Genomic DNA, 15,241 nt, shown 5'->3' on the forward strand with positions numbered 1-15,241 from the left:
GAGTCCGCAAGGATAATAAGCTAGTGTTTTGAAAAAAGAAAAAGTCCCGTTGACGGGACTTTTTTCATATGGTGACATCAATGTCATCCTGAACTTGTTTCAGGATCAGTCTTTTTCTTACTCGCTCTTTTCTTTGCGGGCTGGGCACTGCCCTTGCCTTGGGCGGATTCGCTGAAGGGAAATACGAAGCGGCCGCGCAGCACGCAACCGGGGGCGCCAGGGTCACATTCCTTGTTGCGTTTTACGCAAAATGTATCGCGAAGATTTCTGCATTCGTAACTCATGGTCCTTAATGTAGTAAATGAGGGGCTAGGGGTTAGGGGCTAGGGGCTAGTGCAGCGGGGTTCGAAATCATCTGTACCCTATCCCCTGTCCCCTGTACCCTATACCCTGTCCCCTATACCCTAATTTCAAGTCTCTAATTTCTAATCTCTAACCTCTAGCCTCTGATTTGTTTCTAAATTTTAACGCATGCGATATGGTGATATTTCTTATTTCCAGAGCGGCGTAGCCGTTCCCCTCTTCAGTCTTTATAGCCGCCAGAGCATCGGCATTGGCGAATATCTGGACTTGATTCAGTTTGCTCGTTGGGCACAGTTCTGTGATTTCAACATCATCCAGCTGCTGCCGGTGAATGACACTGGTGCTGAAGCTAGCCCTTACAGCGCTCGTAGTGCTTTCGCTTTGAACCCGGTGTTCATCAACGTTCAGTCCGTGGATGGCTCTTCCGAGTTCGAGGAAGAAATCCAGAAGGGTAAGGATGAATTCGATGCCCTGGGTAAGATTGATTACTATAAGATTTCTACCTGGAAGCGTTCCATCCTCCGTCGTATTTTTGACAACCGCTACGACTCCCTGAAGAAGAGCAAGGTGCTCTCTCGCTGGATCGACGAAAACGTCTGGGCAAAGCCTTACTGTGTATACGCCACCCTGAAGGCTCAGAATGGTGAATCCAGCTGGAAGGATTGGTCTAACAACCAGAATCCTTCTGAAAAGGACATCGAAAAGCTGTGGACCAAGAATCTGAAGGATTGCTTGTTCCAGGCATGGATGCAGTGCGTTGCCGAAATGCAGTTTACTACCGCTGTTGCTGAAGTTTCCAAGATGGGCCTTCGCATCAAGGGTGACATTCCTATCCTGATCAACGAAGACAGTGCAGACGTCTGGTCTGAACGCAAGTACTTCTCTCTGGACGATCGTGCTGGCGCTCCTCCTGACATGTTCAGCTACAGCGGTCAGAACTGGGGTTTCCCCACTTATCGCTGGGACGTTCTGGAAAAGGACAACTTCAACTGGTGGCGTCGCCGTCTGGCACAGGCCAGCAAGTTCTATCACGCATACCGCATCGACCATGTGCTGGGCTTCTTCCGTATCTGGTCCATTCCGCAGTGCGAAGTCACCGGCATTATGGGACGTTTCAATCCCTGCATTCCTTTGACCTTGGGCGAACTCCAGAACGCTGGTTTCTGCAAGGAAACTCTGGAATACCTGCGCCGTCCCAACTATTCCATCGAGCAACTTCGTGAATTCCTGGGAGATGACGCCGACCGTCTGGCTCCCGTATGCTTCCAGGTGCTGGAAGGCCATTGGGACCGCCTGATCCTTAAGCCGGAATACTCCAGCGAAAAGGCAATTCTTGCCATGGACGAACCGCAGGAAGTGAAGGACAAGATGCTGAAGGTTTACTGGAACCGCGTGTTCATTCCTTCTGGCGACGAAAATACTTTCTATCCCTTCTGGTACTGGTACAACCAGCCGGTGTTGTTCACCTTGCCGGAAAACGAACAGAAGAAACTTCAGGAAATTCTCAAGGCAAACGAAAACGCCCAGAATGGTCTGTGGGAACAGAACGCAACCAAGTTGCTGTCTGTCCTGGCCAACGAAACCGACATGCTGGTTTGTGCAGAAGACCTGGGTGCCGTGCCGCCTTGCGTTCCCACCGTGCTGAACAAGCTGAATATTCTTGCTTTGCGTATTGAACGTTGGGCCCGCAACTGGAATGCACCTTATTCTCCTTACTACGATATGGATGAATATCCCCGTCTTTCCGTTTGCGCAACCAGTTGCCACGACACTTCTACACTTCGCGGCCTCTGGAAGGAAGCGGACTTCGACAAGAACCTTTACTGGTCTCATGCACACCTGCCGGGCAACGCTCCGGAAGAAATCACACCCACGGTGGCTCGCACCATCCTGACCCATGTGTTTACTTCCAATAGTTTGTTCTGCATCCTGCCGGCTCAGGATTACTTCGCCCTTTCCGCAAGCCTTTCCAAGGTGAATCCGGAAAAGGAACGCGTGAATATTCCTGGTACCGTAGGTGGTGCAAACTGGTGCTATCGACTGCCTTGCTCCGTAGACGAATTGCTGGACTACTCTTCCCTCAGTTCCGACATCCGCAAGTTGGTTGATGTGCGTAAGCGCCGCCCGCTGTGGAAATTTTAAAGGGGTACTCCCCGAGCAAAATTCTTTGCATAAATTAGCGCGGCTTGTCCGCGCTTTTTTTGTGCTTTATATATATTCAAAGCAATTCTTCTTGTGGTTGATTCTATGATGAAAAATTTCGCTCCCGCCTGGGTCAAGGACGCTGTCTTTTATCAGATTTTCCCGGATCGTTTCTGCAAATCCCAGCGGTACAAGGCTGCTGGGAAATTCGTGGATTGGGACTCCAAACCCACTCGGGAAAATATGTTCGGGGGTAATCTCCAGGGCATCGAAAGCAAACTCCCTTATATCAAGAGCCTGGGGGTGAACGCTCTTTATTTCTGCCCCATCTTCAAGAGCAATTCCAACCATCGCTACCATACGGTGGACTACTTCGAAATCGACCCAGTTCTCGGGACGTTGCAAGACTTTGACCGTCTGGTTCGTAAGGCTCACAAGCTTGGCCTGCGAGTAATCTTGGACGGTGTATTCAATCACTCCTCCCGCGGGTTCTTCCAGTTCAATAGCCTCATGGAGTTGGGGAAAAACTCACCCTACGTCGACTGGTTTCACATCAAGGGATGGCCCCTTCACGCTTACTCGGGCAAACCCAATTATGAATGCTGGTGGAACTATCCGGCTCTGCCCAAATTCAATACGGGCAATCCGGAGGTCCGCGAATACCTCATGAGTGTGGCTGAATTCTGGATGAAGCGCGGTATTGACGGTTGGCGCCTGGATGTGCCCAACGAAATCGATGACGACAGTTTCTGGCAGGAATTCCGCCGTCGGGTAAAAGCCATCAATCCCGACGCCTACATCGTGGGAGAGATTTGGGACGAACCCTCCCGCTGGCTCCATGGGGATCAATTCGACGGGGTGATGAACTACATGTTCCGTAAGGCCACCATGGCCTACCTCTTTGACGAGAACCCTATTTCTACGGAAGAATATTGCAGCCGCCTGAAGGCCGCCTTCCCGCAGTTCCGTTACAGCGACCTGGGGCAAATGCCTGCCGGCGACGTCCCCATGAACCTGCTGGGTAGCCACGACACCACCCGCCTTCAGAGCTTGCCCTGCTCCGACGAGGCCCGCGTCCGCCTTGCCCTTGCCCTCCTTTTCTTCATGCCCGGCGCCCCCTGTATTTATTATGGGGACGAATTGGCCCTCCAGGGTGGCAAAGATCCCGACAATCGCCGTACCATTCCCTGGGAAAAACTGCCTGAATTGAAAAAATCCCCGATTTTTGACTGGATTCGTGAACTCATCCGCTTGCGAAAGGACAATTTGGCCCTTCGACAGGGCGATTTGTCCATCCAGAATACACAAACCGGATTTTTTATTGAACGTACTGAAGGGAAAAGTACCCTCAAACTAGACGTGTATTGGACTCCGGATTCGAAAACCCCGCCGGTTTTTGCTATCTTTGCGCCCAACTAATGCGATTAATGCCTTACTAAGGGATTAGAAATGAAAAAAAATACATTTGGCATGCGAGAAATTATCATTCTCCTCGTGATTGCTATCTCCGCCTGGTCTGTATGGCCGTCTATTCAGGTTCACACTCTTAAGGGTGAAGAACAGAAAGCCTTCGTCAAGGAAAACCCGAAGACCGCTTCTAGGTCTATCAACTTCGGTTTGGACCTTGCAGGTGGTACCAGCATTACCCTGGAAATCGATAAGTCCGGCCTCAAGGAAAACGAAGACATCAAGGATATCCGCGAACAGTCTTTGGAAATCATCCGTAACCGTGTTGACCAGTATGGTCTTTCTGAACCGCAGATTTCTCCCAGCGGTGACGACCGAATCCTGGTTGAACTGGCAGGTGTGGATGATTCCACTGCAAAGGCTCTCGTGGGTTCTACCGCAAAACTCGAATTTAAGATTCTGGCAGAAGCTGAACGCTTCCCCCAGGTTGTTGGCGTAATTGACCAGTACCTGACCCGCCAGACTAAGGATATCGCTGCTGACGCTGCTCAGGCTGATTCCGCAAAGGCTGCTGACTCTACCGTCGCTCCTGCTGCTGATACCGCTAAGGCTCTCTCCGACGAAGAACTTCTCGGTGGCGCAACTCAGACTGCAGAAGCAGCTCCTGCTAAGGATTCCGCAGCTCCTGCCGAAGAAGCTAAGGCCGAACCGGCAAGCGCAGTCGGCGTAGCTCTGTCCTCTTACTTCACTGCTTTCTATAACGGTGGCTTCATCGCTGAAGAAAACATCGAAAAGGTCAAGAAGCTTCTTGAAACCGACGGTGTGAAGAAGTTGATTCCCCGTGACGTTCAGTTCGCTTTCGGTAGCGGTCTGGAACCCATGGAACGCGGCTCCAAGCTCAAGGCAAAGCGCCTGTACCTCCTGAAGAAGCGTGCTGAAATGGGCGGTGAAGACATCGTTGACGCTCAGCCCCGCCGTATGTCTGATGGTATGAATGCTGGTGAAGTTGGCGTTAGCCTGAAGTTCGGTGGCATCGGTCCTAAGAAGTTCTCCGCTGTGACCGCCGCTAACGTTAAGAAGCAGATGGCTATCGTTCTTGACAACCAGGTGATTTCCGCTCCTCGCATTAACGAACGTATCCCCAACGGCGAAGCTCAGATTACCGGTCTGGACGACATGGCTGAAGCAAACCGCTTGGCAGTTGTGCTCCGCGCAGGTGCTCTGAAGGCTCCCATGAACATCATCGAATCTCGCAGCGTGGGTGCTACCCTCGGTGAAGAAAACATTGTCCAGGGCTTCGGTTCCGGTGCAATCGGTCTTCTCCTCTGCTTGGTCTTCATGGTTGCTTACTATCGTCTCGGTGGTTTCATTGCTAGCCTCGGTATGATCATCAATACCTTGGTCACCGCAGCTGTCATGTCCGTGTTCAGCGCAACCCTGACCCTCCCGGGTATCGCAGGCTTCATCCTGGTGCTGGGTATGTCTCTCGACGCCAACGTGATTATTTACGAACGTATCCGTGAAGAACTGAAGGGCGGTCTCACCGCTCGTGCAGCAGTGGCTAAGGGTTATGAACGTGCATTCAGCGCAATCTTCGACTCTAACTTGACCACCGTTCTTACCGCACTTATTTTGTACAAGATTGGTACCGGTTCCGTGAAGGGTTTCGGTCTTACCTTGATGATCGGTATTATCACTTCTCTCTTCTGCGCTCTTACTGTTACTCGCGCCGTGTTCGACTGGAAGCTTGCTAAGCAGGATGCAACCACCCTCTCTATCGGTGGCGGCTTCAAGGCTCTTAACAATGCAAACTTGGCAATCGTTCCCAACCGTCGCAAGTTCGGTCTGCTTTCTCTCATCCTGATCGTTGCAAGCATTGCCTCTGTTGCAATCAAGGGCTTCGACTTCAGCATTGACTTCACTGGTGGTCAGGTTTACACTGTCCAGTACCAGGATCAGGACAAGCACGAAGCTGACCTGAACAAGGCTCTCGAAGACGCAGGCGTGAAGGGTGCTAAGGTTCGCTCTCTGGGTGGTACCTCCGCTAACTCTTACCAGATCAGCATGAAGGCTTCCGAAGACGCTCAGTTCGAAGTCACCATGAAGAACGCTTTCGAAAAGGCTAACCAGCAGGTTGAAATCGTCGCTAAGGACAGCGTTGGTCCTACCATCGGTAAGGAACTCCGTAACGACGCTATCTTGGCTATCATCCTGGCTTGGATCGCAATTGGTCTCTATGTCTGGTTCCGATTCGGTAAGCTTGGTCTTGGTTTCGGTATCGGTGCTGTTGTTGGCCTGGTCCACGACTCCATCATTACCTTGGGCTTCATCTCCATCTGCGGTCTTTCCTTCGATGGTGCTCTGATTGCTTCCCTCCTGACCATGATCGGTTACTCCGTTAACGATACCATCGTGGTGTTCGACCGCGTTCGTGAAAACGCCGCTCTCCATGGCACTACCGGTTTCGACAAGACTCTGAATGCTTCTATCAACCAGTGCTTCAGCCGTACGGTGATTACCTCTCTTACCACCTTGTTCGTCTGCTTGGTCCTGTCCGTTATGGGCGGTTCTTCCATCCGCGACTTCGGTATGGTGATGGTGTTCGGTGTCCTCATCGGTACCTACTCTTCCGTATGCGTTTGCTCTCCCTTCGTGCTCTGGTACTCCAAGCATTTCAAGGGCGGCGTATAATTCGCAGCTGCTGAAAAAAGCAAAAAATTTAAGGCTCGGACTTGTTCCGAGCCTTTTTTTACACTCGAAATTTTCTAAATTAACCCCCGTTCGATCAAGGGGGCTCTATGCTCAAGAAGTACTACAAAATCGAATCAGGGCGCCTCGCTAGTGCCCCGAACGAAGAAGTGGCCGACATCGTTATGATGGGTTCTCTTAGCCAGGAACAGCGAAGCGTGCTGGTTAAGGAATACGAAATCACTGAGCATACCATTGCGTCTGCATTCGACTCCGACGAACTTTCCCGTATAGAATACGACGATGACTTTACCACCATCGTGTTTAAGAAGCCCAAGAACTATTCTGCGGCGGATAACTTCCAGTTCCGCGTGGAATCTTTCGGTATCTTCATCTTTAAGGACTGGGTGCTGCTCCTGACGGACTCCGACATTCCTATTACCGATGAGAAACGCTTCTCCAAGATTGACAGCCTGAACACCTTCGTATTGAAGGTCCTGAGCTACGCTATCTACCACTTCAACGAACACTTGAAGATCATCAACCGCATCAACGATGAACTGGAACAGAAGCTCCGTACTGCAATGGAAAACAAGTACCTGCTTTCTATGTTCAGCTTGAACAAGGGCTTGATCTACTACGTGAGCGCTCTGAACAGTAACGATACCCTGCTCCGTAAGCTCCAGATGGGCCGCAGCCTGAACTGGACCGAGGCTGAACGTGAACTACTGGAAGACATCCAGATTGAAAACGGCCAGAGCCTCCAGCAGGCAAACATCTACGCCAACATTTTGACGTCCATGATGGATGCACGCGCAAGTGTTATCAGCAACAACGTGAATACGCTGATGAAGAACTTGACCATCGTGACCATTTCTATCAGCCTCCCGACGTTCTTCGCCAGCTTGTTCGGTATGAACGTGCGACTGCCCTTCGGTATGAACGGTGACGCCAGTGGTGGCAATGAAATGTCCTTCTGGATTATTATCGCCATGTGTGTCCTGTCCGTGTTGGTCTTTATGGCCTTCTGGGGCAAGAAGAAGTAACCAGAATTTCCTGAAATCTCTCACATAGAATCCTTGAATTCGTCTGCGATACATACTAAAGAGGCTGTGTATGCCGTTTAGTATGCATGTATTTTGATGCTCTTAAATACCCGTACCTACTAAAGCGCACATAAGTGCGGTTTGGTATGCATGGAATGAGCTCTGCTGACTACAGAGAGGCCTTTGCGAGGTGGCTTTGTTGCTGAGGATACCTACTAAAACGATTTGGCGAGGCGTTTAGTATGTATGAGTTTGATTTATCCAAAAATTCGATACCTACTAAAACGTTTAATACTGTTCTTTAGTATGTATCAGACGAAAAGAAAAGGCCCACAAGCTTTGCTTGTGGGCCGTAATCTTTTTTTGAGGAGTCAGGGGGAGTCCCCTGCATCATGATTTTTCATGATTGTTTATATCTAGACAAAATTGAGGAGGAAGCTTTGCTTCCCCTCAACAGTAGAAGGTAAGCATGTGCTCCGCACATGTGAAGCCTCCTGATTTTTGCAGTAAGGGGGAGGTTGAGGGGATACTCCCCTCACACCCGAATACTAGCAAAGCTAGTTTCGGTAAGGGGTTTCAGGGGGCGGGAGCCCCATGAGGCTTAGTTCCCTCGGTTGCTCATGGAGGCAATCATTTCGACGATCTGGTCGGTAAAGTCCCCATTGGGCAGCGTCTGGGCGATTTCTAGAGCCTTTTCCAGATGGTCCTGAGCGCAGGCCTTCGCCTTCTTGAAAGCGTCCTTAGCGTTCAGGCATTCCAGGATCTTTTCGGGAATACCAGCCTCGGATGCCTTGGCGATGTAGCCTTCCATCTGGGCACGTTCGTCAGCCGTACAGCCATCGAAGTAATACAACAGCGGGAGGGTAATCAGCCCGTTGGACAGATCCGTAAACTTAGCCTTGTCCAGATTCTGACTGCCAAAACCGTAGTCCAACAGATCGTCTACAATCTGGAAAGCAATGCCAAAGTGCGCTCCCATCTGGGCACAACGTGCGGCGGTTTCCTTGTCAAATCCTGCCAGGATGCCACCGATCTTTGCGGCTGATTCAATGAGGGCGGCAGTCTTCCCGTCAATGATCTTGTCGTACATTTCAAAAGACAAGCTCATGTCGCCGGAGTGGTCCAGCTCGAGAATTTCACCTGCAATCAGTTTGTCTGCAGCATTGGAAAGTTCAACGGGAATCTCGCGGGATTCTTCGTCAATGACGCAGCGCATTGCCTGGGAAAGAACGTAGTCGCCAATAAGGACAGCCACCTGAGTGCCCCATTCCTTATGGGCCGTCTTCTTGCCGCGGCGGATATCCGTCCCGTCAATAATGTCGTCGTGAACGAGGCTTGCTAGATGCAGCATTTCGACGCCGGCGCAAGCGTGTGCCACTCGGGAGGGCTCGGGCTTTACGGCACCGCTCTGGGCAATCAAGCACAGAAGGGTAGAGCGGATGCGCTTACCCTTGCGCTGGAAAAGGGATTCAAGACGTTCGCTAATTCCGGACGGGGCGTTCTTCGCCACGTCATCGATAACACGTTCTGTAAGCGTAAGGGTATCCTGAACCAGGTCTCTCGCTTGGGAGAGTACGGTCTGGAAGTCTGCCTTTGCGTTGCTAGAAATCATAACTAAACATCCAACTCGTCAAGAACCTTGTAAGCGTTGCTTTCGATGAACTTACGGCGGGGTTCAACGTCTTCACCCATGAGCATGCTAAAGATCTGGTCAGCGACCACAGCGTCTTCCACATAGCACTGCTTCAGGAAGCGGCGTTCCGGATCCATGGTGGTTTCGAACAGCTGTTCCGGAGACATTTCACCCAGACCTTTGAATCGAGTGATCGTCACGTTCTTCTTGTCTTCCAGCTTGGCCATTGCTTCGTCCTTGGCGTCTTCATCGAACAGGTACTGTTCCTTCAGACCTACCTTCAGCTTGTACAGAGGAGGCATTGCCAGGTAAACGTGGCCGTTGTCAATCAGCGGGCGCATGTAGCGGAAGAAGAAAGTCAACAGCAAAGTCTGGATATGAGAGCCGTCCACATCAGCATCGGTCATGATGACAATCTTGTGGTAGCGGAGCTTTTCCAGCTTACATTCGGAACCCAGACCGCAACCAATAGCGTTCACCAGGTTCTGGATTTCTTCGGTGTCCAGCACGCGGTGGAGGCTTGCCTTTTCCACGTTCAGGATCTTACCGCGCAGCGGGAGGATTGCCTGGAATTCGCGCTTGCGGCCCTGCTTTGCAGAACCACCTGCAGAGTCACCTTCCACGATGAACATTTCGCATTCCTTCGGATCGCGGCTAGAGCAGTCTGCCAGCTTACCCGGAAGGCCACCGCTTTCCAGCACGTTCTTACGGCGAGCCAGGTTACGAGCCTTATGGGCTGCTTCACGAGCCTGGGCCGCATTATAAACCTTGTCCAGAATGACACGAACTGCGTTGGGATTTTCCTGGAAGTATTCTTCCAGCTTGGCGCCAAATGCACTTGCCACATAGCTGGTGATTTCGGAGTTGCCCAGCTTACGCTTGGTCTGGCCTTCGAACTGAGGTTGAGATACCTTAATAGCGATAACGGCAGTCAGACCTTCACGGATATCGTCAGCGGTAATGCTGATGTCCTTCTTGCCCTTGGGCATGTCTGCTGCAAACTTGTTGATCACGCGGGTCAATGCAGTCTTGAAGCCCGTAACGTGAGTACCGCCATCGTAGGTGTTCACGTTGTTCACGAAGCTAAAGAAGTTTTCCTGATAGCCATCGTTGTACCACATGGCCACTTCCAGCGGGTACTGGCCATCGGGCATTACCAGGTGGATGGGTTCGTTGAACAGCGGGGTACGATGTTCGTCCACATAGCGGACGAATTCGGAAACGCCACCCGGGTAGCAGAATGTTTCAGAAGGCTTGCTCTCGTCACGTTCGTCGGTGAGGGTCAAACGCAGACCGCTCATCAAGAAAGCGAGTTCGCGGAAACGAGTTGCCAAAGTATCGTAAACGTAAACGGTTTCGCTGAAGATGGTATCATCCGGATAGAATTCGATGGTGGTACCAGTATCGTCATCAGCGCAGGTGCCAATTTCCTGCTGGGGACCGCAAGGAATACCCTTGCTGAAAGTCTGGGTTACAACCTTGCCCTTACGGCGTACGGTAGCGATCAGCTTGTTGGAAAGTGCGTTCACGCAGCTCACGCCCACGCCATGAAGACCTGCAGAAACCTTATAGGAATTGCTGTCGAACTTACCACCCGCATGGAGCTTGGTCATGACCACTTCCAGGGTACCCACCTTTTCCTTGGGGTGGATGTCGGTCGGAATGCCACGACCGTTATCGGTCACGCGGATGCCGTTACCCGGCAAAATTGCAATTTCGATGTGGTTACAGAAGCCCGCCAGGGATTCGTCCACGGAGTTGTCCACCACTTCCCACACCAGGTGGTGCAGGCCACGAATGTCGGTAGAACCGATGTACATTGCCGGGCGAACACGGACTGCTTCCAGACCTTCCAGCACGGTAATATTGGAACCGCTGTAATCTTCTTCGGCCTTCTTCAGTTCTTCTGTAGAAACGTTATTTTCTGCCATCTTTTTTACACCTATCAAACCAGTCGGATGTCCCGCACGGCGGGCTTACCCAACACTAAATTACACTTGTCAATAATAGCTTTTTTTTGCAGGAACAACTCCTGCTTCCATGCGGAATTGGCTGCCTTTAGCACCAAAATATTCTTCTCTAGACTGACCAGTTTTACATGGGGTAAAATCAGGTCTCCCACCACTTCCGAAAACCGTTCGCACAGGGTAGAAAAGGTCATGTCGTCGGAGATTTTATTCTTGTCCAGAACCATTTTTAAAAGCACGCTAATATCAGCGGGACCGCTCCCGCTGAAGTGCTTGCTGCGCCTTTTCAAATCAAAGCTAGGCACTATTCCCCTCGGCCTTTTTTCTTAAAGAAGTAGAATCTTGGAAAGGACGAAGCCGCCAATCAAAATGCTGGTCATGCCGCACACCACGGTAGCCTTCGTTGCCTTACCCACGCCTTCTGCGCCTGCTGTGGTGGTAAACCCAAAGAAGCAAGCGTAGCTAGCGATAAAGTAGCCGTAAACGGTTGCCTTGATCAAGCCCACGAACAAGTCCCAGTTCTCGTAGAACATGCGCACGCCGTAGAAGAATACGGAGAAGGAAACATCCTTATAGAGGGCTGCCACTTCGTAACCACCCACAATACCTACGAAGATACTGATGATGGTCAAGATGGGAAGCATGATCACGGTTGCGATGAGTCGTGGGGCCAACAAGAACTTGTAAGGACTAAGACCCAATACTTTGTATGCATCCAGCTGTTCCGTCACCGCCATGGTGCCCAGTTCGGAACACATGGAGGCTCCGATACGACCCGCCAGGACCATTGCCGTAAGAATGGGACAAAGTTCCACCATCACGGACTTTCCCACAGCCATACCTACGAACATCAAGGGAATCATATCGGCAAACTGGTAAGCCAGCTGCCAGGACATGATAGCGCCTGTAGCAAGAGATGCTGCCAGCACCACAGGGATACTGGTGACGCCCACCTGTTGCATCTGTTCCACTGTCGTGTGGAAATTGCTAAATGCTCCGGGAATATTCTTAAACATCTGCCACACGAAATGCAGGTAGCTTACCACCGTGTGCAGAAACTTGCGAATAAACCTTCCGAGGGCTTCGGCAATCTTGTTCATTAGCGGAACACCTTAAATTACTTGGACTTCTTGTTAGAAGCCTTCTTTTCTGTCTTGGCTTCAGGCTTCTTTGCGGGAGCCTTCTGCTTGGGAGCCATAGCCTTATTGAACAGAGCGGTGTCGTTCAAGTAGCGGATAGCTTCGTTCAGCTGTTTGTCACGCTTCAGGCTAAAGGCGGTGCTTACGGAATCGTTCAGGAAGGAAGTCAGCAATTCGCGCTTGATGCCATCCTTGATGTATTCCTTGTTGCCTTCAAACTGGGCATTGCGGTTCTTTTCCAGAGCGTCTCGCATTTCTGCAATGCGCTTGGACAGCAGGGTGTCCGTAACGGTCTTGGAGGAATCGCCCATATAGTTCTGTTCGCGAATGACGCTCTTTTCCAGCTGGTCCACGCCTACCAGAGCGTTGGACTTGATCTTCATGAAGCTGGTGTCCTTGAGGCAGAAATCCTTAAACTGGGTGAAAAGTTCATCGGGAACTTCCCAGTCGGAATCAATCTTCACGCCCTGCTTTTCCAGTTCCGGGCGGGCCTTTACAGCAAACTTGAAGTACATGGACATGCGTTCCTGCACCTGTACCACCCAGGGCATGGGATCCAGTTCCACTTCCACGTCAGGCGTAATACCGCCACCGCCGAACATCATACGGCCGTTGTTGGTATAGAAAGTATCGCGGGCTACCGTATCTGCCTTAGCGACGGTAGAATCTGCTTCGTTCTTTTCTTCCTTCTCGTATTCTTCTTCCTGAATCTTCAGGCCCTTAATGCCGTTTTCGGGCTTGTTAATGCAGCGGCCGAAAGGCAGGTAGTAGAATGCGGTGGTCAGCTTCAGGGCGTTGCCCTGGTTATCCAGCGGGAAAATGGTCTGTACGGAACCCTTACCGAAGGAAGTCTTACCCACAATCAGTGCGCGGTCCCAATCCTGCAATGCGCCGGATACAATTTCAGCAGCACTTGCGGAACCCTGGTTGACCATCACGACCATGGGGATGTCCTGCTTCACGATACCGTCCCTGCGGGCGCGGCTTTCGGTCTGCTGGGTACGTCCCTTGGTGCTCACGATGGTGTTGCCACGCTTCAGGAACAATTCGCTAATGTCGATGGCCTGGTTCAAAAGACCCCCCGGATTGTAGCGCATATCCAGGATGATCTTCTTCATACCCTGCTTCTGCAGAGCCTTCAGTGCGTTTTCCACATCGCTGGTGGTCTTGTCGCTAAAGGTGGCCAGCTTGATGTAGCCAATATCCTTAGAAACCATTCCGTAGTAAGGAACAGCGTGAACCACGATTTCTGCACGGGTGATGGTAAAGTCCATCAGGTCTGCCACACCTTCACGGGCGATGGAGACGGTAACGTCGGTGCCAATCTTACCGCGGAGCTTGCTTACGGCGTCGTCCAGGGAGAGTCCCTTGGTTTCCTTGCCGTCAATCTTCACAATGCGGTCGCCAGCACGAATACCCAGGCGGAAAGCGGGTGTGCCAGACAGGGGAGAAATCACCGTCAGGATGTTGTCGCGGAGGCTGATGGTAATACCCACGCCGCCGAACTTACCTTCCATAGAAACTTTCAGGCTTTCGTAATCCTTCGGGCTAAACACCGTAGTATGGGGGTCCAGAATGTCGCGAATGCCGTTGAGGGCTGCGTCCGTCAGTTCTGTGGGGTTCACTTCTTCCACATACTTGCGGTTCACTTCGGAGAAAACCTTATTTAAACGGGATACTTCCTCGTAGAAGTCGCCCGGGGGAGTCTGCTTGTCCTGTGCAGCGAAAGATGCATTGGCAAGGCACAAGGCAGATGCGGTAGTGAGCAAAAGATTACGAAACTTCATATACCCTAAAAATACAATTTCATTTTTAGAAATTTGGAATAAAACGGAAAAAACCGGCCAATTAAGGCCGGTTTTTAATTGAATTTAGAGAGAGAGACTTACAAAAAATCGAGAGGCTTAAGCCAAGGTTAAGCAGCGTCGTTCAGCAGGCGTTCCACCTGGCTGTTGCGGAGCTTTTCCAGGGCGTTTTCCTTCAGCTGGCGGATGCGTTCCTTGGAGTGACCCGTCATGGTAGCAATGTCCTTCAGGTTCAGGTCAGCGTCGGATTCCATCCCGTAGTAAAGGCGGAGAACCTTAGTTTCCAATTCGGAAAGGTTATCGTTCATTACTTTGTTATAAACTGCGGAACGATCGCGGGTTTCTGCCATTTCGCAAGCCAATTCAGCGGAGCTAATGGTTTCGCCCAAGGTCATATCGCCGTCATCACCCATGGGAGCATCCAGAGAAGCGGTGCGGTTACCCATCATGAGGATCTTTTCAATATCCTTGGCCTTGTATTTGGAAACACCTTCAAGGCTCTTGGGATCCATCACCATGCCGCCTCCGATGACCTGCTTCATCTGGCCACCCTTCTTGGCGAAGCGACGAAGAACCAGTTCCTTTTCGGCGCTGATGCGAACCATACGGCCCTTTTCAGCGATGGCGCGAGTCATGTTCTGGCGGACCCACCAAACGGCGTAGCTAATGAACTTGATCTTCTGATTGTAATCGAAACGGCGGGCAGCTTCAATGAGGCCCATGTTTCCTTCGCTGATCAGTTCACCAACTTCCAGGCCCTGGCCCTTATAGAGGTTAGCGATGTTTACCACAAAACGCAGGTTGGCGTTTACCAACATTTCCAGAGCGGCGCGGTTGCCCTCATGGACTTTCTTAAGCAAAACTTTTTCCTGTTCTCTGGTGAGAAGCGGGTATTTGGAGATGTCGTTCAGATACTGGAAGTAGACATCCTTTTCTTCGCGAGTCTTAGTGTTCATATTCATACATCCTCCTTGTTTGTTTACATGAGTAAATGTATCTCTTTGACATTTTCCTTGTGTCACGAATTACACTGAGTTCTGCAAAACTTTTGTATGAGTTTTGTCACGGAAATCACTGACTTTTGTCAGATTTGTGTCATAAACCGGGGTAA

At 51.0% G+C, this 15,241-nt stretch carries 11 protein-coding genes; 4 read left to right on the forward strand and 7 right to left on the reverse strand.

The window, feature by feature from the left end:
- Nucleotides 1-83: 83 nt before the first annotated feature.
- Nucleotides 84-284 (reverse strand): hypothetical protein, encoded by a 201-nt coding sequence (locus BUB59_RS09695; RefSeq protein ID WP_073229232.1) that lies wholly within the window; start codon nt 282-284, stop codon nt 84-86.
- A gap of 187 nt (nt 285-471) precedes the next feature.
- On the opposite strand from BUB59_RS09695, the gene BUB59_RS09700 reads away from it, so the two are divergent.
- The 4 genes from BUB59_RS09700 (at nt 472) to BUB59_RS09715 (ending at nt 7,586) form a co-directional block, all read left to right on the forward strand.
- Nucleotides 472-2,445: a 4-alpha-glucanotransferase gene (locus BUB59_RS09700; protein WP_073229235.1), complete on the forward strand. Its 1,974-nt coding sequence runs from the start codon at nt 472-474 to the stop codon at nt 2,443-2,445.
- 105 nt (nt 2,446-2,550) lie between these two features.
- Entirely contained in the window at nt 2,551-3,864 is a 1,314-nt protein-coding gene (locus BUB59_RS09705) for a glycoside hydrolase family 13 protein (RefSeq protein WP_234980018.1), read from the forward strand.
- A 30-nt stretch (nt 3,865-3,894) separates the two neighbouring features.
- Nucleotides 3,895-6,543: a protein translocase subunit SecDF gene (locus tag BUB59_RS09710; RefSeq protein ID WP_073229238.1), complete on the forward strand. Its 2,649-nt coding sequence runs from the start codon at nt 3,895-3,897 to the stop codon at nt 6,541-6,543.
- Nucleotides 6,544-6,650: 107 nt separating this feature from the next.
- Entirely contained in the window at nt 6,651-7,586 is a 936-nt protein-coding gene (locus BUB59_RS09715; protein ID WP_073229243.1) for a magnesium transporter CorA family protein, read from the forward strand.
- Between the two features lie 601 nt (nt 7,587-8,187).
- Here BUB59_RS09715 and BUB59_RS09720 read toward each other — a convergent pair.
- The 6 genes from BUB59_RS09720 to BUB59_RS09745 form a co-directional block, all read right to left on the reverse strand.
- Nucleotides 8,188-9,198 carry a polyprenyl synthetase family protein gene (locus BUB59_RS09720; RefSeq protein WP_073229247.1) on the reverse strand — a complete coding sequence of 337 codons (1,011 nt, stop codon included), beginning with the start codon at nt 9,196-9,198 and terminating at the stop codon, nt 8,188-8,190.
- Nucleotides 9,199-9,200: 2 nt separating this feature from the next.
- A complete protein-coding gene (gyrB, locus tag BUB59_RS09725) occupies nt 9,201-11,150 on the reverse strand; it encodes a DNA topoisomerase (ATP-hydrolyzing) subunit B (protein ID WP_073229250.1) in 1,950 nt (649 codons plus the stop codon).
- Between the two features lie 14 nt (nt 11,151-11,164).
- Complete coding sequence (locus BUB59_RS09730; RefSeq protein ID WP_073229252.1) at nt 11,165-11,491, reverse strand: DciA family protein; 327 nt, start codon at nt 11,489-11,491, stop codon at nt 11,165-11,167.
- A 21-nt stretch (nt 11,492-11,512) separates the two neighbouring features.
- Nucleotides 11,513-12,286 (reverse strand): MlaE family ABC transporter permease, encoded by a 774-nt coding sequence (locus tag BUB59_RS09735; protein ID WP_073229257.1) that lies wholly within the window; start codon nt 12,284-12,286, stop codon nt 11,513-11,515.
- 17 nt (nt 12,287-12,303) lie between these two features.
- On the reverse strand, nt 12,304-14,112 hold the full coding sequence (locus BUB59_RS09740; protein ID WP_073229260.1) for a S41 family peptidase: 1,809 nt from the start codon (nt 14,110-14,112) through the stop codon (nt 12,304-12,306).
- 128 nt (nt 14,113-14,240) lie between these two features.
- The gene (locus BUB59_RS09745) at nt 14,241-15,092 is read right to left on the reverse strand and encodes a sigma-70 family RNA polymerase sigma factor (RefSeq protein WP_234980019.1); all 852 of its coding nucleotides are present in this window, start codon (nt 15,090-15,092) and stop codon (nt 14,241-14,243) included.
- Nucleotides 15,093-15,241 lie beyond the last annotated feature (149 nt).

Source organism: Fibrobacter sp. UWEL (assembly GCF_900142535.1).
In the GTDB taxonomy this organism is placed as follows: domain Bacteria; phylum Fibrobacterota; class Fibrobacteria; order Fibrobacterales; family Fibrobacteraceae; genus Fibrobacter.